The sequence below is a fragment of the Massilia haematophila genome (genome assembly GCF_042647645.1).
GTDB classification, from domain to species: Bacteria; Pseudomonadota; Gammaproteobacteria; order Burkholderiales; family Burkholderiaceae_D; genus Telluria; species Telluria haematophila.
In genome coordinates this window covers 592984-616825 of the sequence record NZ_JBHRVV010000001.1, presented here as the reverse complement: position 1 = coordinate 616825, position 23842 = coordinate 592984, and the positions used below count along the sequence as shown (strand labels likewise).

Here is a 23842-nt window from a genome sequence, read left to right as displayed (position 1 = left end):
TTACGCCAGCCGCAGCGGCAAACTGCGCAGCCGCTGTCCCGTCAACTGAAACACGGCCGACGCCACCGCCGGCGCAATCGGCGGCACGCCCGGCTCGCCCACGCCTTCGGGCGGCTCGGCGCTCGGTACGATGATGGTTTCGACCGTCGGCGCGCGGTCCATGCGCAGCACCGGGTAGTCGCCGTAATTCGTCTGCTGCACGCGCCCGTCCGCGATCGTGATCTCGCCGGCCAGCGCCGCCGACAGGCCGAATACCACCGCGCCTTCCATCTGCTGGGCCACGATGTTCGGGTTGACCACGATGCCGCAGTCGATCGCGCAGACCACGCGGTGCACGCGGATGTCCGTGCCCTCGACCGAGACCTCGGCCACCTGGGCCACGATGCTCCCGAAGGACTGGTGCAGCGCGACGCCATGGGCGCGGCCCGCAGGCACGGGGCCGGCCGCCGCGACTGCCTTGTCCAATACCGCCAGGTGGCGCGGATGCTCGGCCAGCAGCGCGCGCCGGTAGCTGACCGGGTCCTGCCCGGCCGCGTGCGCCACCTCGTCGAGGAAGGCTTCCTTGAAGAAGGCATTGTGCGAGTGTCCTACCGAGCGCCAGTAGCCGAGCGGCACGGCGCTGTCGACGATCACGTGGGCGATGCGCTGGTTGGCGATCTCGTACTGCATGTCGTACTCGCCCTCGGCCGTGGTCTTGTCCGGACCGATGCCGGGCAGGCCGAGGTTGCGCGGGAAGTACTGGTGGCCAATCGCCCCGCTGGCGGACTTGTTGTCCCAGGCGAGGATGCTGCCGGAGGCGTCGAGCCGCGCGGTGAAGCGCGCCAGCGCCGCCGGGCGGTAGACGTCGTGGGTGGTGTCGTCCTCGCGGGTCCAGACCAGCTGCACCGGGCGGCCAGCGGTCTGCATCGCGACCGCGACCGCCTGGGCCACCATGTCGCCCTCCAGGCGGCGCCCGAAGCCGCCGCCCAGCAGCATGACCTCGATCGCCACATCCTCGCGCGCCACGCCGGCGACCTTGGCCGCCACGTCCACCGCGATGCTCGGCACCTGGGTCGAGGCCCACAGCCGCACCTTGCCGTCCGCGACCTGGGCGGTGCAGTTGACCGGCTCCATGGCCGCATGCGCCAGGAAGGGCGCGCGGTATTCGGCGCTCACGGTCTTGGCCACGTTGGCGACGTCCTGGGTGCCGGCTTCGAAATAGGTGTAGCCGGACTCCTTGTCGAGGGCGGCGGCGAAGCCGGCGAAGATCGCTTCCGAGGACAGCGTGGCGCCTTCGCCTGCGTTCCAGGCGACCGGCAGCGCGGCCGCGGCGCTCTTCGCCTGCCACCAGCTGCGCGCCACCACGGCCACGCCCGCGCCGGCGCCGGCACGTGCGCCCAGCGCGGAAGAGATATCGACGACGCCGGTCACACCCGGCATGGCCTTGACGCTGGCGGCGTCGAAGGAAGCGACGGTTCCGCCGATGGTCGGGGACATCTTCAGCGCCGCATACAGCATGCCGGGCACGCGCGCGTCGATACCGAACAGCGCGCTGCCGTCGACCTTGGCCGGCGTGTCGCGTCGCGGCGCGGCCTTGCCGATCAGGCGGAAGGCGCGCGGCTCCTTGAGCTTCACATCGGAGGCATCGATGCCGGCCCCGACTTCGGCGGCGCGCGCGGCCAGGCTTGCGTAGCTGGCACGGCGTCCGTCGCGGCCGATCACGAAGCCGTCCTCGGTGCGCAGTTGCGCGGCCGGCAGCTTCCAGTCCGTGGCCGCAGCCTCCACCAGCATCGCCCGCGCGACCGCGCCGGCCTCGCGCATCGGCAGCCAGGCGTCCTTCACGCTGGTCGAGCCGCCGGTGAACATGATGCCCAGCTCGCGCCCGATCTTCGACAGCATCCACTGGGCGCCATCCTTGACGTTGCCGCGCTGGTCCGGGTGGAAAGGCAGGTTCTCGCGCAGCACGGTCAGGTTGCCGAAGATCTTGTCGATCGGCGCCGCGGCGATGCGCACGGCTTCCAGCGGCATGTCCAGTTCCTCGGCCACCAGCATCGGCAGCGCGGTGTGCACGCCCTGTCCCATCTCGCTGCGCGGCACCACCACGGAAACGCTGCCGTCGGGATTGAGCGCCACCCAGCCATTCAGGGCCACGGCGCCCTGCTCCACCGGCAGCGGTTCGGCCGTGTGCAGGCGCTGGCGCGGCGGCTGCACGCCCCAGCCCACCAGCAGCGCGCCGCTGCCGAGCAGGCCGCCGAGCAGGAAGCGGCGCCGCGTGCGCGACGGTGCGGCATCAGGCCTGCCGCGCTTCTCAACTACTGGTTTCCCGTCTGCGTCGTCTCTCATTGTCCTTCGATCCCCATTCCGCCAGCAGCTCCTCCGGTCCCGCAGGCCGGCCGTACAGGTAACCCTGTGCACGGCCGCACCCATGGCGCAGCAGGAAGGCCGCCTGGTCCTTGTTTTCCACCCCTTCGGCGATCACCGAGAGGTTCATGCTCTTGCCCAGCTGGATGATCGCGATCGCGATCGCCTCGTCGTTGGCGTCCGTCGAGATATCCTTGATAAAGCTGCGGTCGATCTTCAGCACGTCCACCGGCAACTGCTTCAGGTAGGCCAGCGACGAATATCCGGTGCCGAAGTCGTCGATCGCCAGTCCCACGCCGAGCCCGTGCAGCTCGCCGATGAAAGCGGCGGCGTCGTCGGCGTGCATGATGATCGACTCGGTCACTTCCAGCTGCAGCCGCTGCGGCGTCAGGCCGGTCGCGGCCAGCGCCGCGCGGACCAGCGGCGCCATCGCGCCGCGCTCGACCTGGCGCACCGACAGGTTCACCGCCATCTTCGGCACCGCCAGCCCGGCCGCATCCCAGCGCGCCATCTGGCGGCAGGCCTCGAACAGCACCCACTCGCCGAGCTGGTTGATGAAGCCGGTGTCCTCGGCGATCGGGATGAAGCGCTCGGGGCTGACCGCGCCGAGCTCGGCATTATGCCAGCGAACCAGGGCCTCGACCCCGATCAGGCGTCGGCTCTCGATCTCGACCTGGGGCTGGTAGTGCAGGAAGATCTCGCCGCGCTCGATCGCGCGCCGCAGCAGCGCTTCCATGCGCAGGCGCAGGGTGCCTTCGCCGTCCATCTCGGGCGCGTAGAACTGGTAGCCGTTGCGCCCGCGCGCCTTGGCCTGGTACATGGCGACGTCGGCGTTGCGGATCAACATGTTCGGGTCGTGCGCGTCGCGCGGGAACAGGCTGACGCCGATGCTGCCGGTGACGAACAGCTCGTGGCCGGACACCACGAAGGGCTGCTCGAACAGCGCCACCAGCTTCTGCGCCACCTGGGCCGCGCCGAAGTGGCCGTCCACGTGCTCGAGCAGGACGACGAATTCGTCGCCGCCCAGGCGCGCCAGGGTGTCGCCTTCGCGCAGGCGCGCGCCCAGCGTGGCCGCCACCTGCTCCAGCAGCTGGTCGCCGACCTGGTGGCCGAGGGTGTCGTTGACGTTCTTGAAGCGGTCCAGGTCGATGAACATCACGGCCAGCTCCTGGTGCTCGCGCAGCGCGCGCCCGGTCGCGTGCAGCAGGCGGTCCTGGAACAGCAGGCGGTTCGGCAGGCGCGTCAGCGGATCGTGGTGGGCCAGGAAGTCGAGCTGCTCCTGCGACTCCTTCAGGCGCGTGATGTCGCTGAAGACGCCCACGTAATGGGTCAGCGTGCCGGCGTCGTCGCGCACGGTCGACACCGTGAGCCACTCGAGATAGGTGTCGCCGTTCTTGCGCACGGCCCAGAACTCGCCGCGCCAGAAGTCGCGTTCCTCGATCTCCCGGGCCAGCGCCTCGTAGAACGCCGTGTCGTGGCGCGGCGAGCGCCGCACGTGCCAGGGCTGGCCCACCACCTCGGCCGCTTCGTAGCCGGTGATCGCGGTGAAGGCCGGATTGACGGCGACGACCGTGCCCTGGGCATCGACCACGGTCACGCCGTCGGCAATATGGTCGATCACGGTGGCCGACAGGCGCAGCCTTTCCTCGGCCTCCTTGCGCTCGGAGATGTCGGCGAACACCCAGACGTTGCCGGATTCCGGGTGGCCCGGCACCAGCGAACTGCCGCTGACCAGGCACCACAGCAGGCTGCCGTCGCGGCGGCGGAAGCGGCGTTCGTGGCGCGGGTCCTCGCCGCGCGCCATGCGCGGGAAGAATTCGTCCTCGGCGCGCGCGTGCTCGTCGCTGCTGGCGAACAGGACCGCGGCCGGCTGGCCGACCAGGCTGCCTTCGGGATAGCCGAACAGCTCGTCGGCGCGGCGGTTGGTCGAGACGATGCGGCGCTCGCGCGTAAAGACCACGCCGAACATCACGTTGTCCAGGATCGCGCCCTGCTCCACCAGCAGGGCCTCGATGCGCATCTCGTTGTGCTTGCGTTCGCCGATGTCGGAGATGATGCCGTCGACCCGGAACCCCGGCTCGCCCGGCCGGCCCTGCGGCTGGCCGCTCTCGAGCACCCAGCGCTCCAGGCCATGGGCGTCGACGATGCGGTATTCGATCTCGTAGCTGCGGCCTGAAAGGATGGCGTCGCGCGTGATGCGGCGCCGCATGCGCCGGTCTTCCGGGCAGACCAGGTTCGACCAGTCCTCGGTGGTGCCGCGCATCAGCGTTGCCGCCGGGTAGCCGGAAATGTCCTCGATGGCGTCGCTCACGAACTCGAGCGCGCCGCCCGGCTGGGCGCGGAACACGGCGCCCGGCACCTGGTTGACGATGGTGCGGAACTGTTCCTCGCGCCGCGCGACGTCGACGAACAGCTCGCGGATGGCGCCGCGCATCCGCTCCATCTGGCGCCCAAGCAGGCCCAGTTCGCCTTTCGCCTGGAGCGCCAGCGGGGTGTCGAAGTCGCCGCGCGACAGGCGCTCGGAAAACGCGGCCAGCGCGCGCAGCGGCTGGTGCAGGCGGGTCTGCAGGTAGGCCACGATCAGCGCCATCGACAGCGCCACCTGCAGCGCCAGCACCAGCGCGTAGTTGTCCTGCTTGCGGTGAAGCGCCTGCGCGCTGCGCCGGTCGTCCATTTCGATCGTGAGCCGGCCGATCGGCTGGCCGTGCACCACGATCTCGCGTTCGGCGCGCAGCACCCGTCCCAGCGGACGGGCCGGCGCACGAACGTCGATGAATCCGGCCTCGATCGGACCGTCGGCGGCGCCGCGCACCTGGACCCGTACCACCGACGGGTCGCGCATGACCGCGTCGACCAGCGGGCGGGCCGCTTCGGGGTTCATGTTCCAGAGCGACTCCTGCATGCCGAGCGCGAGGATCTCGGCGTTGCGCTGCAGGGTGGCGTCGAGTTCGGCGGCGGTGGCGCGGCGCTCCTGCGACGACACCAGCAGGTAGCCGGCCAGGGCCGGGACCACCAGGCCGACGACGAGGACGATCAGGAGCGCTCCATAGACCGAACGGCCGTGGAAGCGGCTTAGTCGCGAAACGAGGGCGCGCAAATCAATCCGGAACATTGTCGTGGCAGCAATGGTTGGGCCGGCGCGGCCGGGCAGTCGTCGGATGCAATCATCAATGCGCACGATTATGCACAGCAAATTGCTCTGAGTCATCATTCGCGACAGCCACCGGCATCCCGCAACCACCGGTGGATGCATGGAGATCGACCAGCGGTTACGGTCTCATGATCGCACAAGGCGTGCGCGCGCCGGGCCGCCGCGTTTCAACCGTGCTCGGGTGCTCCGGGCGCAGGCGGCTCAGGTATTCCGGCGCGGATAACCTTGCGCTAGGATGCGCTCCCATACGAGCTCCTTCTGCTCGGCCGTCATCGAGACCCAGTTCGCCACTTCCGCGACGGTGCGTCCGCAGCCGCGGCAGACGTCGTCGAAGGTGGTCGAGCAGACTGCGACGCAGGGTGTGTCCGGTCGCTGCGGAGCGGTCCCGGCAGCGGCTTGCGCCGGCGCCGGCTTATCGCGCGGGTCCGACATCGAGCTTGTCCCAGCCTTCGTGGCCCAGTTGTTCCATGGTGTCGATGTTCTTCTCGAAGATCTCGGCGGCGTCGGGGAAGGCCTCGACGGCGCGCGCGATGCTGTCCTCGCGCAGCAGGTGCAGGATCGGGTAAGGCGCGCGGTTGGTGTAGTTCGCGATGTCGTTCGGATCGCTGTCGGCGAACTGGTAATCCGGGTGGAAGCTGGCCACCTGCAGTTCGCCGTCGAGATGCATGTCCTCGACGGCGGCGTCGGCCACGTCCAGGAACTCGTTGTAATCCAGGAAATCGTTGAGTACGAAAGGATGGATCAGGAGCGTGGTGTCGACTTCCTCGGCCGGGGTGTCCGACAGGCGCTGCAGTTCGTCCATCAGTTGTTCCAGCAATGCCTCGGGCGTGCGCGCCGGCGACACGACGTAGCGCACCTGCTCCTTCACATAGACCGACTTGGCGAAGGGGCAGAGGTTCAGGCCGATGACGGCCTTTTCCAGCCAGCGGCGGGTGGCGGCGACGATGACGTCGTCGTCGGCGTTCGGGTTGGCAGTACTCATGTGATGCTTTCGATAATAAAAAATGCCTGAGGCGAAAGCGCGATTGTACGCACAGTTTGCGTGTGCTCATAGGTCCACCAATGCGCGGCGGGTAACGTTGAAAACACGCGGGCACATCGGTAAAGACACCCGCCTTGCCGGACCGGCCAGGCTGCCACGGCTGTAAAGATTTCCGTAGAGAACTCATTCTGACGGGCAATTTTTCGGATACCTGGAGGGAGTACTTGGCATTATTGCGAAGCCATACCGGGGAAATGCGGAATAAACATCCGATACCCCCTCAAAAAATGCCATAAAGTATTGCGTGTTAGCAGAATGAGTAGACAGAAAATTTTGTAACCGCGCTGACATATTGCTTGACTGCCCCGAGAGCTGATCCTTACACTCCCCCCTTGATCGTCAGTCCTGCCGTTCCTGGACGCAACACTGGAAAGCTATGTACGACACGACCCGCCTTACCTCCGTCGCCGCCGCGCTGGTGCTTCTCTTCTCCGCACCGTTCGCCCAGGCCATCGATAACGCCCCCAGCAGCGCCACCCAGGGCGCCGCCGTCAGCCGTCCGGGCCTGCCTGCGGGCGCCGCCATGCTGAAGGTCGACGAATACAAGGAAACCGACGTCTGGGGCCGCATCCGCAGCGGCTACGCGATTCCCGACATTAACAACAACCTGGTCGAGCGCCACGTCAAGTCCTACGCCAGCAAGCCGGACTACATGGCCCGCATCTCCGGCCGCGCCTCGCTCTACCTGTACCACGTGGTGCAGGAACTGGAAAAGCGCGGCATGCCGACCGAACTGGCGCTGCTGCCGGTGATCGAATCCGCCTTCAATCCGCAGGCCCTGTCGACCGCCAGCGCCGCCGGCATCTGGCAGTTCATGCCGGGCACCGGCAAGGACTTCAACCTGAAGCAGAACATGTTCAAGGACGAGCGCCGCGGCGTGCTGGCCTCGACCGACGCCGCCCTGACCTACCTGCAGCGCCTGTACACCATGTTCGGCGACTGGCAGCTGGCCCTGGCTGCGTATAACTGGGGCGAAGGCAACGTCCTGAAGGCGATCAAGACCAACCAGTCGCTGGGCAAGCCGACCGACTTCGAAAGCCTGGCCGATCTGATGCCGGCCGAGACGCGCAACTACGTGCCGAAGCTGCAGGCGGTGAAGAACATCGTCGCCAATCCGACCCAGTTCAACGTCACCCTGCCGGTGATCGACAACCAGCCCTACTTCACCGCGGTCGACAAGACCAGCGACATCGACGTGGCCGTCGCCGCCCAGCTGGCCGAGATGTCGCTCGACGAATTCAAGGCCCTGAACCCGCAGTTCAAGCGTCCGGTCATCACCGGCGAGAAGACCAAGATCCTGCTGCCGAAGGAAAACGCCGAGAAGTTCCACCTGAACCTGGCGCAGTGGGGCCAGGCGCTGTCGAACTGGACCACGCACCGCATCACTAGCGCCAAGGAAAGCATCGGCTCGCTCGCATCGAAGTTCGGCACCACCCCGGAAGTCATCCGCCAGGCCAACAACATCCCGGCCCAGACCCGCCTGAAGGCAGGTTCGACCATCCTGGTGCCGAAGACCTCGGCCAGCATGCACAGCGACATCGCCGAAAACATCATCGAGAGCGCCGTGGTGGCGCTGGAAGCGGACCGCGGCGAAAAGCGCAGCGGCGCGCGTACCCAGCGCTTCAAGAACAAGGCCGTGGCGTCGTCGAAGAACCGCGTGTCGCGCAACACCAACAGCAGCCGCAAGCACCGCTAAAGCCAGGGCCGCCGGCCGGCAACGCCCAATCGCGCTTGAGCTGGATTTTCATCAGTCCGCTCTTTGCGCCACATCAAATGGACCACACTGTGCAAGCACTTCGAAAGTGCTGTATAGTGTGGTTTGTGCGCTGCAAAAAACACTTTGCGACACGCGGCCGAACAATCCGCTCAACCTGTCGCCAGCACCGCACGCAGCAGTATCCACTGTAACAACTAGCAGCTTCGCAAGCCAGGCGTATCGTTCAGATACCCTCCCATAAAGCCCTCCCGCCCTGTGTGTCGCACCTTGACACCGTCCCGGCGCAAAGCTTTTGTGCCGAAATTTCTTTCATTTCTGAGTCATTTCGTTGTGTTGGTTCGCGTTGCTATTTTGCGCTCGCAAACAATTGACGAGCGCTGATCACTACCGAAAGTAAAGAAAACAATGAGTTTTGAAGCACTAGGTCTCCACGCGTCGCTCGTCAAGGCTGTCACCGAAGCCGGCTACCTGAAGCCGACCGCAGTCCAGGAACAGGCTATCCCCGCCGCCATCGGCGGCCGCGACCTGCTGGTCTCGTCGCAAACCGGTTCGGGCAAGACCGCGGCATTCATGCTGCCGTCGCTGAACAAGTTTGCCAATACCGAGCCGGCGCCGATGGGCCGCACCCCTGCGCAGGAAGCGCAGGCTGCCAAGGCCCGTGGCGAACGCGTCCGTTTCAAGCCAGCCCAGCCGAAGATGCTGGTGCTGACCCCTACCCGCGAGCTGGCCCTGCAGGTCACCACCGCGACCGAACAATACACGACCTCGATGCGCCGCATCCGCGCCGTCTCGATCCTGGGTGGCATGCCCTACCCGAAGCAGATGCAGCTGCTGTCGCGCAATCCTGAAATCCTGGTGGCGACCCCTGGCCGCCTGATCGACCACATGGAGTCGGGCAAGATCGATTTCTCGCAGCTGGAAATCCTGGTGCTGGACGAAGCCGACCGCATGCTCGACATGGGCTTCATCGAGGACATCGAGAAGATCGTCGAAGCGACCCCGGAAACCCGCCAGACGATGCTGTTCTCGGCCACCCTAGACGGCGTGGTCGGCAGCATGGCGCGCCGCATCACCAAGAACCCGCTGGTGATCCAGATCGCCAGCGCCACCAACCGCCACGAGAACATCGTGCAGCGCGTGCACTTCGTCGACGACCTGTCGCACAAGAACCGCCTGCTCGACCACCTGCTGCGCGACGAGACGCTGGACCAGGCCGTGGTGTTCACCGCGACCAAGCGCGACGCCGACACCATCGCCGACCGCCTGAACATCGCCGGCTTCGCGGCCGCCGCCCTGCACGGCGACATGCACCAGGGCGCGCGCAACCGCACCCTGGACAGCCTGCGCCGCGGCCAGGTGCGCGTGCTGGTGGCGACCGACGTCGCCGCCCGCGGCATCGACGTACCGAACATCACCCACGTGGTGAACTACGACCTGCCGAAGTTCCCCGAGGACTACGTGCACCGTATCGGCCGTACCGGCCGCGCCGGCCGCAACGGCGTGGCGATCTCGCTGGTGAACCATGCCGAAGGCATCAACATCAAGCGCATCGAGCGTTTCACCAAGCAGACCATCCCGGTCAACGTGGTGGAAGGCTACGAGCCGAAGCGTTCGGCGCCGGCCCGCTCGGGCGCGCGTCCGGGCTGGAAACCGGGCGACGGCCGCAGCGCCGCCAAGCCGGGCCAGCGCAGCTTCAGCAAGCCTTACGGCCAGCGCGATGGCGCGCAAGGCGGCTACAACCGCGACGCGGCGCCGCGCGAAGGTGGTTATAACCGCGACGCGGCACCGCGCGAAGGCTACAACCGCACTTCCGCCCCGCGCGAAGGTGGCTACAACCGCGAATCGGCCCCGCGCGAGGGCGGCTATAACCGCGACCGCGGCTACAACCGCGATGCGGCGCCGCGCGAAGGCGGCGCCCGTCGCGAAGGCGGCTACCGCGGCAACGCGCACCCGCGTTCCTTCGACAACGCACGCCGCACCTTCGGCGACAACTGATCGCTGTCGGCGCGACATCGAAAAACGGCTGCTTCGGCAGCCGTTTTTTTCGTCCCTTGCGGGCGCCCGCGGCTGCAATCCGTACGGCATGGCGCCGCCGCGCACCGTATAATCGCGCACCTCTCTCTCGAACCCGCACGCCCCGTGACCAGCCGTCCCCGCATCGCCATCGTCAGCCCGGCCGCCGCCAGCGACAACAACGGCAACTGGCAGACCGCCAGCCGCTGGGCGCGGATGCTGGGCCAGCGTTACCAGGTCGAGGTCGTCGGCGGCTGGCCCGCGCCCGGCGCGCCGGATGCGCCCGACCTGCTGATCGCCCTGCACGCGCGCCGTTCGGCCGCCGCGCTGGCCGCCTTCCGCGCGGCCTTTCCCGAACGCCCGGCCGTGCTGGCCCTGACCGGCACCGACCTGTACCGCGACATCGACGCCGATCCCGAGGCCCGCGCCTCGCTCGAGCGCGCACATGCCCTGGTCGTGTTGCAGGAAGCCGCCCTCGAACGCCTGCCGCCCGGACTGCGCGGCAAGGCCCGCGTGATCTACCAATCCGCACCCGGCCTGGTCACGGTCCCAGCCGCGCTCTCCCGCGCCGGACACGTCGAGATCTGCATGATCGGCCACCTGCGGCCCGAGAAAGATCCGCTGACCTTCATGCGCGCCGCCGTGCTGGTAACGGACCCGCGCCTGCGCCTGCTGCACATCGGCGGCGCGCTCGACCCGGTGCTGGAGGCGGCCGCGCGCGACACCGAACGCGCGACGCCGCGCTACCGCTGGCTCGGCGCCCTGCCGCATGACGAAGCACGCGCGCGCCTGGCCGCCTGCCATGCGATGGTGATCGCATCGCGCATGGAAGGCGGCGCCAACGTGATCATCGAAGCGGTGACCAGCGGGGTGCCGGTGCTGGCCTCGAACATCGAGGGCAACCGCGGCATGCTGGGGGCGGACTACGCCGGCTTTTTCCCGTTGGGCGACGCCGCCGCGCTGGCCGCCCTGGTCGAACGCCTCGCGCGCGATGCGGCCTTCGACGCCCTGCTGCGCCGCCAGTGCGCGGCGCGTGCGCCGCTGTTCGCCCCGGCCGCGGAGCAAGCGGCGCTGGCCGACTTGGTGGATAATCTCCTGCGCGCGCGAGCGCCTTGAACAACTACGAAATGGAACCGAACATGACCGAGCAGACCATCAAACTGACTTCCTTCTCCCACGGCGGCGGCTGCGGCTGCAAGATCGCCCCCGGCGTACTGGCCGAGATCCTGAAGAAGTCGAGCGGCTTTCCGGTGCCGCCGCAGCTGATGGTCGGCATCGAGACCGCGGACGACGCCGCCGTCTACAAGCTCAACGACGAGCAGGCGCTGATCGCCACCACCGACTTCTTCATGCCGATCGTCGACGATCCCTTCGACTTCGGCCGCATCGCCGCCACCAATGCGATCTCCGACGTGTACGCGATGGGCGGCACGCCGATCATGGCGCTGGCCCTGGTCGGCATGCCGATCAACAAGCTGCCGCTCGAGACGATCGGCGACATCATCCGCGGCGGCGAATCGGTCTGCGCCGAAGCCGGCATCCCGATCGCCGGCGGCCACACCATCGATTCGGTCGAGCCGATCTACGGCCTGGTGGTGATGGGCCTGGTCCACCCGGACAAGGTGAAGCGCAACGCCGACGCCCGCGCCGGCGACGTGCTCATCCTCGGCAAGCCGCTCGGCGTGGGCGTGCTGTCGGCCGCGCTGAAGAAGGACGTGCTGGGCGCGGACGGCTACGCCGCCATGATCGCCAACACGACCAAGCTGAACAAGCCGGGCAAGGCCCTGGCCGACATGGACGGCGTGCACGCGCTGACCGACGTCACCGGCTTCGGACTGCTGGGCCACCTGCTGGAGCTGGCGCGCGGCGCCCAACTGCAGGCCGAGCTCGACATGGATGCGATTCCGCTGCTGCCCGGCGTGCTGCAGCTGGCCCACGACGGCTATTTCACCGGCGCCTCGGGCCGCAACTGGGATGCCTACGGCAAGGACGTCGCCCTGTTCGACGCCATCACGCCGGCCCAGCGCGCCCTGCTGACCGACCCGCAGACCTCGGGCGGCCTGCTGGTGTCCTGCGCGCCGGAGGCGGCCGACGAGGTCCTGGCCCTGTTCGCGCGCGAGGGTTTCGGCGAAGCGAAAGTCATCGGCCGCATGGCGCAAGGCGCGTCGCGCGTCGTGGTGCGCGGCTGCACCCTGACCTGAGATTTCTGGATGTCAACAGGAATATTTTGCATCCATGAGGCAACATAGTTGCTTTCCTGAGAATTGTCGGTTGTATAATGACGAGGCCGGCGCAGACCGGCCTCGCAATCCGACGACTCCAGAGAGACAATGCCGACGCCCGTGGCCGCACAAGCGCCTTTCGACTCCTTACCCGACAATACCCCCGACTGGTTGACCCGGCTGGGCAATGTCGTCCTCAGCACCGACAGCCGCCAGCGCCGCACCCTGGGCCTGCTGCTGCTGGCCGCCCTGGTGTCGATGACCGTCATGCCGCTGCTGGTCTACGCCGCCCTCCTCGGCGTGGCCAAGCTCGAGCATGTCGCCTGGCTGGCGGCACTGTTCGGCGTCTTCATCCTCGGTTTCTATGCCGCGATCCGCAGCGGCTACAACCGGCGCTTCCGCGACCCGACCCTGGCCCTGCCCCAGGTGATCTCGGCCCAGACCCTGATCGCCGCCGGCTACGCGATGACCGGCCCGGTGCACGGCGCCACCGTGATCATGCTCTGCCTGGTGATGGTGTTCGGCATGTTCAGCCTGCGCCCGGTGGCGCTGCGCGTGGCCAGCCTGTACACGGTGACGGTGATGGGCGCGGTGATGTACTGGTGCGCGCGTCACCAGAGCGCGCTGTATCCGGCGCAGCTCGAGCTGTTCAACTTCGCGCTGATGGCGATCGTCATGATCGCCATTTCCCAGCTCTCCGGCCAGCTGATGAACATGCGCACCCGCGTCAAGACGCAAAAGATCGCGCTGGAGCAGGCCCTGGCCCATATCAAGGAAATGGCGGCGAAGGATGAATTGACCGGCTTGCCGAACCGGCGCCGCATGATGACCCTGCTGCAGGAGCACGCCATCCGCCACGCACGCGGCGGCCCGCGCTTCTACGTCTGCATCATCGACCTCGACCACTTCAAGAGCATCAACGATACCTATGGCCATGCCGCGGGCGATGCCGTGCTGCGCGCCTTTGCGACCCAGGCCCAGCAGATCCTGCGCACCACCGACATGATCGGCCGCTGGGGCGGCGAGGAATTCCTGCTGCTGCTGCCTGAGTCCCCGCCGGGCGACCCGGCGCTGGGCGTGGCGCGCCTGCGCGATGCGCTGGCATCGATGCCGGCCAGTCCTGCGCTGCCCGAACTGCGCGTGCGCTTCTCGGCCGGCTTTGCGCGCTATGAGGATGGCGAACCGATCGACCAGGCGATCGAGCGTGCCGACCGCGCCCTGTATGCGGCCAAGTCGGCCGGGCGCAACCGCAGCGTGGTCCTGTAGAAGAACCTATTCCCGCTCGCGCGAGCGGCGGCGGATCCCGTCGTGGCGGTCGCCGCGGCGCACCACGGCCGGACGGCGCAGGTCGTGCAGCAGGCGCGCCACCAGCACCAGTCTCAGCAACAGCGCGATAAAGGCCAGCATGACCGACAGCGGCAGTCCGAACAATTCGCCCTGATCCATGACACCTCCCGTTCCCTGGAAAATCGCCGTGTATTTACCTGGCGCAAGAACGTAATGTGCCACTTCTATTCCTGCTGGAAATTGACCCAACGCAAGGGGTCCATCAAGGATTGCGGCGCCGCTACACTTGTCCGAGACCCGTAGGGTGGCCGGGAAACCCGTCCACCCTACTTCCCTTCGAATCAGGCAGGCGGCTCGCGGTAGCGCATCACGGCGCGGTCGACATCGGCCGCGTCCGCTCCGGCTTGCCGCGCCCGACGCGTTCGTACTCGGCGATCACCTGGGCGCCGAACAACAGCAGCGTGGCGCCGATCTCGAGGCTGAACATGACCACGATCGCCGTCGTCATCGACCCATAGACCACGTTCACCTGCGACAGCGTGGAGAAATACCAGACCAGCACGTGGCGCGCGAGTTCCCACAGCAGCGCCGCGGTGACGCCGCCGACCAGCGCGTGCGACAGCGACAGGCGCCCGACCGGCATCACCAGGTAGATCGAGGTCAGCACCAGGATCTCGCCGAGCAGGCCCAGCAGGTAGAGCAAGGCGCCCGACACGCCGCCCAGCGACCAGCTGTAGCCGAGCAGCTCGACGTGCTCCTGTCCCATCACCTGCAGCGTCCCCGCCACCAGGGTCACCAGCATCACGCCGAAGCCCAGCGCCAGGATGTAGCAGTAAGGCAGCACCGCCGACACCAGGAAATGGCGGCGCCGGATCGCGACCCGGTGCACGAAGATCACGCTCATGGCGTTTTCCAGCACCGTAAAGGCGAGCGAACTGAAGAACAGCATGGTCACGCCCAGCAGCCAGGTGATCAGGTCGCGGTTGTCGAGGAAATTGGCGACCTCGGCAACGATCGAGGCCGACTGGCCCGGCACCAGCAGCTCGAGGTAGCGGCGCAGGGTTTCCAGCAGTTCGGCCTGGTCGATGAAGTGCGACAGCGCCACCACCACCAGCATCAGGAAGGGCACGATCGACAGCAGCGCGTAGTAGGCGACGGCGCCCGCCAGCAGCAGGCCCTGGTTGGCCCGGAAGCCGCGCAGCACGGCGAGCGTGAAGGCGAGCGGATGCGTCAGGATGTAGGCGTTGGCGCGCCGGTTCAGGATCCGGATGCGGGCGCGCCGGACCGACTGCCAGCGCAGGCGCATCATCGCGCCAGCCTGATCCCGGTGAACTGCCAGCGCGCTCCGGCCGGAAAGAAATTACGGTAGCTGGCGCGCGCATGGCCGCCCGGGGTGGCGCAGGACGAGCCGCGCAGCACGTACTGGTTGACCATGAACTTGCCGTTGTATTCGCCGATCGCACCCGGCGCCGGCGCAAAGCCGGGGTAAGGTGCATAGCTGCTGCTGGTCCATTGCCAGCAGGCGCCGAACATCTGGGCCAGGCCTGCCCCCGCCGCCGCCGCGGGATGGAAGCGCCCGGCCTCGATGCTGGCCTGGCGCGCCGCGAATTCCCACTCGGCCTCGGTCGGCAGGCGCGCGCCGCGCCAGCGCGCATAGGCATCGGCTTCGTACAGCGACAGGTGGGTCACCGGCCGCGCCGCATCCAGCGGCAAGAGGCCATGCAGGGTGAACTCGCGCCAGGCGCCGTCATCGTCCTGGCGCCAGTAGAGCGGATGGGCGAGTTCGCCGGCCACGACCTTGTCCCAGCCTTCGGCCAGCCACAGGTTCGGGTCGCGGTAGCCGCCGGCCTCGATGAATTCGAGGTATTCGCCATTGGTCGCCAGGCGCGACGCGATCTCGAACGGGGCAAGATAGGCGCGGTGGCGCGGCAGCTCGTTGTCGAAGCAGAAGCCGCGGCCGTCGTGGCCGATCTCGGCCAGGCCGCCCTCGCAGCGGATCCATGCCAGCGGCCCGGGTGCGGGCGCGGCGGCGAGCGGCTCGTCGACATAGGCCGGAGACAGGGGATTCTGGGCCAACAGGTGCTTGAGGTCGGTCAGCATCAGCTCCTGGTGCTGTTGCTCATGCTGCAGGCCGAGCTCGACCAGTGCCCCTAGCTTCGCCTCATTGCCGCGCTGCGCCAGCAGACGGCCCATGCGCCGGTCGACGTCCTGCCGGTAGGCCCGCACCTCGCTCAGCGAAGGACGGGTCAACAGGCCGCGTTGGGGCCGCGGGTGCTTCGCGCCGACGCCGTTGTAATAGGAGTTGAACAGCACCCGGAAAGCCTGGTGGAAAGGCGCGAAACTCTCCTCGTACTGTTCCAGGATAAAGGTCTCGAAGAACCAGGTGGTGTGGGCCAGGTGCCACTTGATCGGGCTGGCGTCGGGCATCGACTGGGCGCAGCAGTCCTCGCTCGACAGGGGTTCGGCCAGGTGCAGCGAACGCTGGCGCACTTGAGGGAAACGTACTGCGGGATGATCGAGCTGCTCCATCGCGCCTCCTTACTCGGCCGCGGCCGCCGCCTGGGCGTGAATGACGGCAAACCAGCGCTGCGGGTCGGTCCACACGCGGCTGGCCTCGAAGCCGGCCTGTTCCAGCAGGCCAATGGCGTCGGCCTGGCGGTACTTGTAGCTGTTTTCCGTGTGGATGCGCTCGCCGGCGGCGAAGTCGCGCCCGCCGCCCGGCCAGCGCACGCTTTGGGCGCTGCGCGCTTCCAGGTGCATCTCGACCCGTCCCAGCGCTTCGTTGTAGAAGCCGACGTGGCGCCAGGCGCGGATGTCGAAGTCGGCGCCGAGCAAGGTATTCACGTGGCGCAGCACGTTCAGGTTGAAGGCGGCCGTCACCCCGAGCGCGTCGTCGTAGGCGGCGTCGAGCACGGCCTTGTCCTTGGCCAGGTCGATGCCGATCAGGAGGCCGCCGTCCGGCCCGCACTGGCGGCGCAGGCGGCGCAGGAAGGCGCGCGCCTCGGGCGGCGTGAAGTTGCCCAGCGAAGAGCCGGGATAGAAGAACAGGCGGCGCTCCGCGTGCACGCTGGCGGGCAGGTCGAGCCGGTTGGAAAAATCCAGCCCCAGGGCCTGCATCTCGATGGCGGGGAAACGCTGGCGCAGGCGCGCCAGGGCGTCGCTGACGAACTCGCTGGAGATGTCCACCGCGACGTACTGGCGCGGGCGCAGCAGCGGGAACAGCGAGGCCGCCTTGGCGCAGTTGCCCGCGCCCAGGTCGATCAGGGTGGCGCCCTGGCCGGCCACGCGCGCGATCTCGGCGCCGTGGCGGGCGAAGATGCCGGCCTCGGTGCGGGTCGGATAGTATTCCGGCAGCTCGCAGATCGCCTCGAACAGTTTCGAGCCGAGCGCGTCGTACAGGAACTTGGGCGAAATGGTCGCTTCGCGGGCATTCAGGCCGTCGTACAGTTCGGCGGGGACATGGGCGCTGGCAACGGTTTCAAGCTTCTCGGTCGTGCAAGACGTCATCATAAGGTTTATCATTCGTGCCGCCGCGGCGCACCATGCGCCCTGGCCTGGGAGGTGTTGCCGTTTTTGCTATCATAGCGGAACGTCCAAATCTTCCGCGTTCGCCTGCCGCCAAGCGTGCAGGCCGTCCGTTTACCTTGCTTCGATCAATAAGAAAGCCAATATGTCCCCACTGTCGACTTTGAAATCCTTGTTGGCCGCGTCCACGGCCGCCGCCCTGCTGTTTGCCGCTCCCGGCGCCTCGGCCCAGAACACGCCCGGCGTGCTGAAGGTCTCGGCGATTCCCGACGAAGCGCCGACCGAACTGCAGCGCAAGTTCAAGCCGCTGGGCGACTACCTGGCCAAGGCCACCGGCCTGAAGGTCGAGTTCACCCCGGTGACCGACTACGCCGCCTCGGTCGAGGGCCTGATCAACAAGAAGCTCGACATGGTCTGGTTCGGCGGCTTCACCTTCGTACAGGCCAACGTGCGCAGCAAGGGGCAGGTGACGCCGCTGGTGCAGCGCGCCGAGGACGAGAAATTCCGCTCGGTGTTCGTCACCACCAACCCGGCCATCCAGAAGCTCGAAGACCTGCGCGGCAAGACCCTGTCGTTCGGCTCGGAATCGTCGACCTCGGGCCACCTGATGCCGCGCTCCTTCCTGCTGGGCGCGAAGATCAATCCGGATACCGACCTGAAACGCGTTTCCTTCTCGGGCGCGCACGACGCCACCGTCGCCGCCGTCGCGGGCGGCAAGGTCGATGCCGGCGCGCTGAACATCTCGGTCTGGGAAAAACTGGTCGAAGCGAACAAGGTCGATCCGAAAACCGTGCGCGTGTTCTACACCACCCCTGGCTACTACGACTACAACTGGTCGGTGCGTTCGGACATGAACCCGGCGCTGCAGAAGAAGATCCGCGACGCCTTCCTGGCGCTGGACGCGTCCACCCCGCAGGGCAAGGAAATCCTGGAACTGCAGCGCGCCACCAAGTTCGTGCCGACGAAAGCCGAGAACTACAAGGCGATCGAAGCGGCCGCGCGCAACGCCGGCCTGCTGAAGTAAGGCATCCGGTAAGACAAGGAATGTGCAGATGAGTTTCAAGCTCGACAGGCTGACAGTGCGCCACCTCAACGGCAGCCGCGCTCCCGCGCTGCAGGAGCTCGACCTGGCGATCGCGCCGGGCGAGCAGCTGGCCCTCATCGGTCCGTCGGGCGCGGGCAAGACGACGCTGCTGTCGACCCTTGCCTGCGCGCACCAGCCGGCCGAAGGCGGCTTCACCATCTTCGGCCAGGACCCGTGGGCCCTGCCGCAACGCGCGCGCCATGCCCTGCGCGCGCGCCTGTTCCTGGCCCCGCAGACGCCGCCGCTGCCGCCGCGCCAGCGCGTGGTCACGGCGGTGCTGGCCGCGCGCCTGCCGCAGTGGAGCCTGGGCCAGGCCCTGGCCTCGCTGTTCAGGCCGGCCGACCCGGACGCCGCCTACGACGCGCTGGCGCGCTTCGGCCTGGGCGAGAAACTCTATGCACGGGTCGACCGCCTGTCCGGCGGCGAGCGCCAGCGCTGCAGCCTGGCGCGGCTGCTGTTGTCGAAGGCCGAAGCCTTCCTGGTCGACGAGCCGATCTCGGCCCTCGACCCGGCGCTGGCCCAGCTCACGCTGGCGACCCTGCAGCAGGAAGCGGCCGCGCGCCAGGCCACGCTGGTGTGCAGCCTGCACCAGGTCGAGATGGCGCGCGCCCACTTCGCCCGCATCGTCGGCCTGCGCGCGGGCCGCATCGTGTTCGACCTGCCGCGCGAGCAGGTCAGCGACGCCATGATCGCCGCCCTCTACCAGAACGAAACGATCGCGCCGCATCCGGAGCATCCGCACGACACGCCCGAGCGCATCGCCGTCGGCGCCTGCTTCTGACCCCGCCCCTGATCGATGCCTTCCCTTCCCCTGCATCCGGACCCGGCCTGGCGCGGCCGCCTGCTCGCCTGCGCGCTCGGCGCCGCCCTGCTCTGGCCGATGCTGGTCTACAGCGAGTTCAAGCCCTGGCTGCTGTTCGACCTGCAAAGCCTGGCCGCGGCCGGCAACTTCCTGTCCGACTTCCTGCGTCCCGCGCATTCCGCCGAATTCCTCGCGATGGTGCTGCGCGAGACCTGGATCACGGTGGCGATCGCCACCTGCGGCCTGTTCCTGGCGCTGCTGGGCGCGATTCCCGCGACCCTGCTGGTGAGCGAGCGCCTGTCGGTCTCGCGCCTGGGCACGGGCCGCATGCGCCGCGCCAGCGCGGCCGTGCGCCAGGCCGTGCGCTGGGTGCTGGTGCTGCTGCGCAGCGTGCCCGAACTGGTGTGGGCGCTGCTGTTCGTGCGCGTGGTGGGCCTGGGCCCGACCGCCGGCGTGCTGGCGATCGCCCTCACCTACTGCGGCATGCTGGCGAAAGTCTATGCCGAGATCCTGGAGTCGGGCGACGCCCACGCCACCGAGGCCCTGCTCGCCAACGGCAGCGGCCGCCTTTCGGCGCTGCTCTACGGCGCCCTGCCCGATTCGGCCGCCGAACTGGTTTCCTATACCGTCTACCGCTGGGAATGCGCGATCCGCGGCTCGGCCGTGATGGGCTTCGTCGGCGCCGGCGGCCTGGGCCAGCGCATGGATGAATCGACCAAGATGATGGCCGGCGGCGAAGTGTCGACCATGCTGCTGATGTTCGTGCTGCTGGTGGCCGCCGCCGACCTGGTCTCGAAGCTGCTGCGCCGGAGGCTGGGATGAGCGAACCGGCACGCACCCAGCGCAACCCGGGCACCCTGCCCACGCCGCCGCGCCGCAGCCTGGGCACGCCGCTGATCCTGCTGGCGCTGGCCGCGCTGGTGGTGGCCAGCTTCGCCACCCTGCAGCTGGAGCTGGGCGCCTTCTTCGCGCCCGAGGCGGTGACGACCACGCTGGAATTCCTGGCCGGCTTCGCGCCGCCCGAGACCGCCACGCCCTTCCTGCTGAAGACCCTGAACGCGGCCATCGAAACCCTGTCGATGTCGGCCCTGGGCACCCTGCTGGCCGTGGTCGCCGGCCTGGTGCTGGCGCTGCCGGCGGCCGGGCGCTGGGGCGCGGCCCCACGCGCCGCGGTGCGCCTGGTGCTGAACGTGCTGCGCTCGATTCCCGAACTGGTCTGGGCGGCACTGCTGCTGGTCGCCGCCGGCCTCGGGCCCTTCGCCGGCACGCTGGCGCTGGCGGCGCACACGTCCGGCGTGCTGGGCCGCCTGTTCGCCGACGCGCTGGAGAACGCCGAGCCGCTGCCCGAGGCCAGCCTGCGCACCAACGGCGCGCCGGCGCTGGCCGCCTTCTTCTACGCGACCCTGCCCCAGACCCTGCCGCAGATGCTCTCGTACACGCTGTACCGCTGGGAGAACAACATCCGCGCCGCCGCCGTGCTGGGGGTGGTCGGCGCCGGCGGCCTGGGCCAGATGCTGAAGTACCACCTGTCGCTGTTCCAGATGCAGAGCGCGGCCACCGTGGTGATCGCAATGCTGCTGCTGGTGGCCCTGGTCGATGCGATCAGTTTCGCGCTGCGGCGCGCCCTCACCCGATAAGGACGACACGCCCATGCTGGAACTGCGCGAGCTCACCAAGACCTACGGCGGACGCACCGTGCTGTCGCAGCTGTCGCACCGCTTCGAGCCGGGCAGCTTCATCGCCATCATGGGCGAGTCGGGGGTGGGCAAGTCGACCCTGCTGAACCTGATCGCGGGGCTCGACGCGCCCACCAGCGGCCAGGTGCTGGTCGACGGCACGCCGATGTCGGCGCTCGACGACGACGCTGCCACGCGCCTGCGCCGCACGCGCATGGGCTTCATCTTCCAGGCCTTCCATGTGCTGCCGCACCTGACGCTGCAGCAGAACGTGGCGCTGCCGCTGCTGCTGAACCGCGACGCCACCGTGCGCGCCGACGAGATGCTGGCGGCCGTCGGCCTGGCCGGGCGCGGGCGCGACTTCCCGCGCCAGTTGTCGGGCGGCGAACTGCAGCGCGTGGCGATCGCACGCGCCCTGGTGCACCGCCCGGCCCTGCTGCTGGCGGACGAACCGACCGGCAACCTCGACCCCGACACCGCCGGCGGCATCCTGCGCCTGCTGCGCGCCGAGATCAAGGCCAACGGCGCTGGCGCCATCATGGTCACCCACTCCCACGCCGCGGCCGAGATGGCCGATCAAGTGCTGCTCCTCACGCGTTCCGGTTTGCAATTAGCGTAAATTCCTGACGGAAAGAGCGACGTTAGCCCTGCTTTCCGCACAGTTGTTGTTTGAATAGTGCGCGGCACGCAGCATAGCCGTAGTACTATCACAACGACCCGCACGCATAAGCAATCACAACATCGGGCGCTTCCAGAACGGTCCTGTCCCCTCAACCAGATTGTGTATTTGGAGGAGTACATGAGCGTACGCCAAAAAAAACAGGAAATGCTGGCCGCGATGCACCGAGCGCGCGCCCTCGAGCCGTCGAGCTTCGTCCCCAACAAGCTGCTCGACACCTTGATCGAAAAATTGCACCTCAAGAATGACGCCGAGCTGTGCCGGGTGCTGGAAGTGCAGCCCCCGATCATCAGCAAGATCCGTCACCGCAAGCTCAATGTCGGCGCCACGATCCTGCTGCGCATGCACGAGAAGTCGAACATCCCGATCCGCGAGCTGAAGGAACTCACCTCGGCCTCGACTTCGGTGCATTGAACACGGTCAAACCGGTCACCTCTGGCGACCGCCTTGACGTGTCTTTTTTCTCGTGTCGATGCCCGGCCGCGATTCAGCCGGCGCCTGGCGGCCGGCCGGTCTTCAGTTGCGGCAAACCGTCGAGCACCTGGCGCAGGGTCGCCATGTCGAGGCGGCCGACGAGCGCGACGCCGATGCGCAGCAGCTCGCTCTTCTTGACCTCGAAGCCGGCCTTCAAGCAGGCCTGCTTCACCTCGGCCAGGACCGCGTATTCCTGCTCGGGCATGGTAAAGCTGTCGCGCACCAGGGCCGGGCGCGACGCCGCATCGGGCGCCGGCGCCGCTGCCTGCGCGCGGGTGCGCACGCCGTCCTTGCCCGCGGCCTTGGCCAGGGCCTTGGCTGCCGCCTTGGCGGCGGCCGACGGCTGCTTCGCCGCCACGCTGCGTGCCGCGGGTTTGGCGACCGCGCCGGCGGCGGGCTTGCTGGCGGGCTTGGCTGCGGCTTTGGCGGCTGCCTTGACGGCCGGCTTGGTTACGGGTTTGGCTGCAGGCTTGGCTGCGGCCTTGGCTACGCGCGGCGTGGACGCGGCTTTCCTGGCTGGCGCCTTGACGACGGCCGCTTTCGCTGCCGTGGTTTTCGCCGCCCTGGCGGGCGCCGGCGCCTTGGCGGCCGCTTTCGCTCCACCTTTCGCACTGGCTTTCTTGGCGGCTGCCGAGGCTGCCGGGCTTGCTTTCAATGCTGGCGGCGCCGCCTTGGCGGCAGCGCTGGCGGACGCGCGCGCGCCCTTCTTTGCGGGCGCCGCGCCGCTTGCGGGCGCGAGGTCGGGAACCGATTTCCTGGTCATGAGGTATTCCACTGCTTAAACAAGGTAAACAATATAGTCGATCACGCCCATTCCCGGTAGTGCGTCCCGCAGTTTGTTCCGGCGTGCGCGTCCGCTTGCGACCGCAGATGGAGCTCGCGGATGACGCCGGCGCGCAGCCCCGCCTGCGACGGCAGCACCGCGTCGATGCCGAGCTCCTCGACCAGCGCCAGCAGCATCGCCAGCCCGCCCGCGACCTGGGCCGCGCGTCCCGGCTGGGGCCAGCGCGCCGCGATCCGCGCCAGTTCGCCGTTCTCGATCAGCACGCGGCGCAGGGCGTACAGGCGGCCGGCATAGAGCGGCCGGGCTGCCGGCAGCAGTTCGCCCGCCAGCTCGGCCAGCATGCGCACGCTGCCGCAGGCGCCGTAGACGCGCTCCCAGCCGCGCATGCCGGGCATGGCGCCGGCGTCGGCGAAGCGGCTGCGCGAGGATTCCAGGGCGGCTTCGAAGGCGCTCGGGGCGATACCGTCGCCGAAGAAGGCCAGCCCGTGGCGCAGCGCCCCCACGCCATAGGATTGCACGCGCTCGATGCGCTCGCCGCACCCGACCGCCAGCCCGGTCGAGCCGCTGCCGATGTCGAGCACCAGCCGGCGTTCCTGCGTCCCGCCAAGGGCGGCGGCGACGCCGAGGTAGACCAGCCGCCCCTCTTCCTCGGGCCCGATCAGGTCGACCGGATGGCCGATCGCCGCCTGCGCGGCCGGGAAGAAGGTCGGCGCATTGCGCGCCAGGCGCAGCGCGGAACTGGCCACCACGCGCACCGCGCGCGGCTGCCACGGTGCGAGCGTCGTCCGGAAGCGGCGCAGGCAGTCGAGCGCGCGGCGCATCGCATCGGCCCTGAAGCCGCCGTCGGCATCGAGCTCGGCGCCCAGGCGGATCGGCTCGCTCAGGGTGGCGAGCACCCGCACCGCGCCGTCGGTGCAGCTCGCCACATGCAGGCGGAAGCTGCCCGAGCCGAGTTCGACGGCGGCGTACAAGGGTTCCGTATCGGATGGCGTGGTCATCGGCGTGCGTCGTGATCGAAGGTGCACGCAGTATGGCGGGGCTTTGTG

General features: G+C 68.3%; 20 protein-coding genes and 1 pseudogene. 11 read left to right on the top strand and 10 right to left on the bottom strand.

The window, feature by feature from the left end; all coding sequences use genetic code 11:
• The 4 genes from ACFOPH_RS02705 to ACFOPH_RS02690 form a co-directional block, all read right to left on the bottom strand.
• Positions 1 to 2322, bottom strand: coding sequence for a xanthine dehydrogenase family protein molybdopterin-binding subunit (locus tag ACFOPH_RS02705; protein ID WP_379733307.1), 2322 nt, complete (start codon positions 2320 to 2322; stop codon positions 1 to 3).
• On the bottom strand, positions 2288 to 5437 hold the full coding sequence (locus tag ACFOPH_RS02700) for an EAL domain-containing protein (RefSeq protein WP_379733304.1): 3150 nt from the start codon (positions 5435 to 5437) through the stop codon (positions 2288 to 2290). The genes ACFOPH_RS02705 and ACFOPH_RS02700 overlap by 35 nt, the downstream gene beginning before the upstream one ends.
• A 255-nt stretch (positions 5438 to 5692) precedes the next feature.
• Positions 5693 to 5923, bottom strand: a complete 231-nt coding sequence (locus ACFOPH_RS02695; RefSeq protein WP_379733301.1) for a DUF1289 domain-containing protein — start codon at positions 5921 to 5923, stop codon at positions 5693 to 5695.
• Complete coding sequence (locus ACFOPH_RS02690) at positions 5904 to 6473, bottom strand: DUF1415 domain-containing protein (RefSeq protein WP_312550226.1); 570 nt, start codon at positions 6471 to 6473, stop codon at positions 5904 to 5906. Before ACFOPH_RS02690 ends, ACFOPH_RS02695 begins: the two co-directional genes overlap by 20 nt.
• A gap of 436 nt (positions 6474 to 6909) precedes the next feature.
• Here ACFOPH_RS02690 and ACFOPH_RS02685 point away from each other — a divergent pair, with 436 nt between their 5' ends.
• The 5 genes from ACFOPH_RS02685 to ACFOPH_RS02665 all read left to right on the top strand — a co-directional run bounded on the left by ACFOPH_RS02685 (position 6910) and on the right by ACFOPH_RS02665 (position 13751).
• Positions 6910 to 8229, top strand: a complete 1320-nt coding sequence (locus ACFOPH_RS02685; protein ID WP_379733298.1) for a transglycosylase SLT domain-containing protein — start codon at positions 6910 to 6912, stop codon at positions 8227 to 8229.
• Positions 8230 to 8655: 426 nt separating this feature from the next.
• Positions 8656 to 10245, top strand: coding sequence for a DEAD/DEAH box helicase (locus ACFOPH_RS02680; RefSeq protein WP_379733295.1), 1590 nt, complete (start codon positions 8656 to 8658; stop codon positions 10243 to 10245).
• A 144-nt stretch (positions 10246 to 10389) separates the two neighbouring features.
• Positions 10390 to 11379: a selenoneine biosynthesis selenosugar synthase SenB gene (senB, locus tag ACFOPH_RS02675; protein WP_312550229.1), complete on the top strand. Its 990-nt coding sequence runs from the start codon at positions 10390 to 10392 to the stop codon at positions 11377 to 11379.
• Between the two features lie 23 nt (positions 11380 to 11402).
• Positions 11403 to 12464 (top strand): selenide, water dikinase SelD, encoded by a 1062-nt coding sequence (selD, locus tag ACFOPH_RS02670; RefSeq protein WP_379737850.1) that lies wholly within the window; start codon positions 11403 to 11405, stop codon positions 12462 to 12464.
• A gap of 129 nt (positions 12465 to 12593) precedes the next feature.
• Positions 12594 to 13751: a GGDEF domain-containing protein gene (locus ACFOPH_RS02665; protein WP_312550230.1), complete on the top strand. Its 1158-nt coding sequence runs from the start codon at positions 12594 to 12596 to the stop codon at positions 13749 to 13751.
• Between the two features lie 6 nt (positions 13752 to 13757).
• On the opposite strand, the gene ACFOPH_RS02660 is transcribed toward ACFOPH_RS02665, so the two are convergent.
• The 4 genes from ACFOPH_RS02660 to egtD form a co-directional block, all read right to left on the bottom strand.
• Positions 13758 to 13931: a hypothetical protein gene (locus ACFOPH_RS02660; RefSeq protein WP_379733292.1), complete on the bottom strand. Its 174-nt coding sequence runs from the start codon at positions 13929 to 13931 to the stop codon at positions 13758 to 13760.
• A gap of 208 nt (positions 13932 to 14139) precedes the next feature.
• Complete coding sequence (locus ACFOPH_RS02655) at positions 14140 to 15081, bottom strand: YihY/virulence factor BrkB family protein (RefSeq protein WP_379733289.1); 942 nt, start codon at positions 15079 to 15081, stop codon at positions 14140 to 14142.
• Positions 15078 to 16301 carry an ergothioneine biosynthesis protein EgtB gene (gene egtB, locus ACFOPH_RS02650; protein WP_312550233.1) on the bottom strand — a complete coding sequence of 408 codons (1224 nt, stop codon included), beginning with the start codon at positions 16299 to 16301 and terminating at the stop codon, positions 15078 to 15080. Before egtB ends, ACFOPH_RS02655 begins: the two co-directional genes overlap by 4 nt.
• A gap of 9 nt (positions 16302 to 16310) precedes the next feature.
• Positions 16311 to 17282, bottom strand: coding sequence for an L-histidine N(alpha)-methyltransferase (gene egtD, locus ACFOPH_RS02645; RefSeq protein ID WP_312550234.1), 972 nt, complete (start codon positions 17280 to 17282; stop codon positions 16311 to 16313).
• 160 nt (positions 17283 to 17442) lie between these two features.
• Here egtD and ACFOPH_RS02640 point away from each other — a divergent pair, with 160 nt between their 5' ends.
• The 6 genes and pseudogenes from ACFOPH_RS02640 to ACFOPH_RS02615 all read left to right on the top strand — a co-directional run bounded on the left by ACFOPH_RS02640 (position 17443) and on the right by ACFOPH_RS02615 (position 21952).
• The gene (locus tag ACFOPH_RS02640) at positions 17443 to 18321 is read left to right on the top strand and encodes a putative selenate ABC transporter substrate-binding protein (protein ID WP_312550235.1); all 879 of its coding nucleotides are present in this window, start codon (positions 17443 to 17445) and stop codon (positions 18319 to 18321) included.
• Positions 18322 to 18349: 28 nt separating this feature from the next.
• The gene (locus ACFOPH_RS02635; protein ID WP_379733285.1) at positions 18350 to 19162 is read left to right on the top strand and encodes a phosphonate ABC transporter ATP-binding protein; all 813 of its coding nucleotides are present in this window, start codon (positions 18350 to 18352) and stop codon (positions 19160 to 19162) included.
• A gap of 15 nt (positions 19163 to 19177) precedes the next feature.
• Positions 19178 to 20005 carry a PhnE/PtxC family ABC transporter permease gene (locus ACFOPH_RS02630; RefSeq protein WP_312554423.1) on the top strand — a complete coding sequence of 276 codons (828 nt, stop codon included), beginning with the start codon at positions 19178 to 19180 and terminating at the stop codon, positions 20003 to 20005.
• Positions 20002 to 20820 (top strand): phosphonate ABC transporter, permease protein PhnE, encoded by an 819-nt coding sequence (phnE, locus tag ACFOPH_RS02625; RefSeq protein WP_379733282.1) that lies wholly within the window; start codon positions 20002 to 20004, stop codon positions 20818 to 20820. The genes ACFOPH_RS02630 and phnE overlap by 4 nt, the downstream gene beginning before the upstream one ends.
• Positions 20780 to 21334, top strand: a pseudogene (locus tag ACFOPH_RS02620) (ABC transporter ATP-binding protein); the annotation flags it as partial. The gene phnE and the pseudogene ACFOPH_RS02620, both read left to right, overlap by 41 nt.
• Positions 21335 to 21658: 324 nt before the next feature.
• Positions 21659 to 21952 carry a hypothetical protein gene (locus tag ACFOPH_RS02615; protein WP_312554416.1) on the top strand — a complete coding sequence of 98 codons (294 nt, stop codon included), beginning with the start codon at positions 21659 to 21661 and terminating at the stop codon, positions 21950 to 21952.
• Positions 21953 to 22025: 73 nt separating this feature from the next.
• On the opposite strand, the gene ACFOPH_RS02610 is transcribed toward ACFOPH_RS02615, so the two are convergent.
• Both ACFOPH_RS02610 and ACFOPH_RS02605 read right to left on the bottom strand, forming a co-directional pair.
• Complete coding sequence (locus ACFOPH_RS02610; RefSeq protein ID WP_379733278.1) at positions 22026 to 22775, bottom strand: hypothetical protein; 750 nt, start codon at positions 22773 to 22775, stop codon at positions 22026 to 22028.
• Between the two features lie 41 nt (positions 22776 to 22816).
• Positions 22817 to 23794, bottom strand: a complete 978-nt coding sequence (locus ACFOPH_RS02605) for a Ppx/GppA phosphatase family protein (protein WP_312550650.1) — start codon at positions 23792 to 23794, stop codon at positions 22817 to 22819.
• Between the last annotated feature and the right edge of the window lie 48 nt (positions 23795 to 23842).

Coding starts and splice junctions, on each gene's coding strand:
- ACFOPH_RS02705 (WP_379733307.1), bottom strand. CDS start 2,322: ATGAGAGACGACGCAGACGGGAAACCAGTAGTTGAGAAGCGCGGCAGG.
- ACFOPH_RS02695 (WP_379733301.1), bottom strand. CDS start 5,923: ATGTCGGACCCGCGCGATAAGCCGGCGCCGGCGCAAGCCGCTGCCGGG.
- ACFOPH_RS02690 (WP_312550226.1), bottom strand. CDS start 6,473: ATGAGTACTGCCAACCCGAACGCCGACGACGACGTCATCGTCGCCGCC.
- ACFOPH_RS02685 (WP_379733298.1), top strand. CDS start 6,910: ATGTACGACACGACCCGCCTTACCTCCGTCGCCGCCGCGCTGGTGCTT.
- ACFOPH_RS02680 (WP_379733295.1), top strand. CDS start 8,656: ATGAGTTTTGAAGCACTAGGTCTCCACGCGTCGCTCGTCAAGGCTGTC.
- selD (WP_379737850.1), top strand. CDS start 11,403: ATGACCGAGCAGACCATCAAACTGACTTCCTTCTCCCACGGCGGCGGC.
- ACFOPH_RS02665 (WP_312550230.1), top strand. CDS start 12,594: ATGCCGACGCCCGTGGCCGCACAAGCGCCTTTCGACTCCTTACCCGAC.
- ACFOPH_RS02660 (WP_379733292.1), bottom strand. CDS start 13,931: ATGGATCAGGGCGAATTGTTCGGACTGCCGCTGTCGGTCATGCTGGCC.
- ACFOPH_RS02655 (WP_379733289.1), bottom strand. CDS start 15,081: ATGATGCGCCTGCGCTGGCAGTCGGTCCGGCGCGCCCGCATCCGGATC.
- egtB (WP_312550233.1), bottom strand. CDS start 16,301: ATGGAGCAGCTCGATCATCCCGCAGTACGTTTCCCTCAAGTGCGCCAG.
- egtD (WP_312550234.1), bottom strand. CDS start 17,282: ATGATGACGTCTTGCACGACCGAGAAGCTTGAAACCGTTGCCAGCGCC.
- ACFOPH_RS02640 (WP_312550235.1), top strand. CDS start 17,443: ATGTCCCCACTGTCGACTTTGAAATCCTTGTTGGCCGCGTCCACGGCC.
- ACFOPH_RS02635 (WP_379733285.1), top strand. CDS start 18,350: ATGAGTTTCAAGCTCGACAGGCTGACAGTGCGCCACCTCAACGGCAGC.
- ACFOPH_RS02630 (WP_312554423.1), top strand. CDS start 19,178: ATGCCTTCCCTTCCCCTGCATCCGGACCCGGCCTGGCGCGGCCGCCTG.
- phnE (WP_379733282.1), top strand. CDS start 20,002: ATGAGCGAACCGGCACGCACCCAGCGCAACCCGGGCACCCTGCCCACG.
- ACFOPH_RS02615 (WP_312554416.1), top strand. CDS start 21,659: ATGAGCGTACGCCAAAAAAAACAGGAAATGCTGGCCGCGATGCACCGA.
- ACFOPH_RS02610 (WP_379733278.1), bottom strand. CDS start 22,775: ATGACCAGGAAATCGGTTCCCGACCTCGCGCCCGCAAGCGGCGCGGCG.
- ACFOPH_RS02605 (WP_312550650.1), bottom strand. CDS start 23,794: ATGACCACGCCATCCGATACGGAACCCTTGTACGCCGCCGTCGAACTC.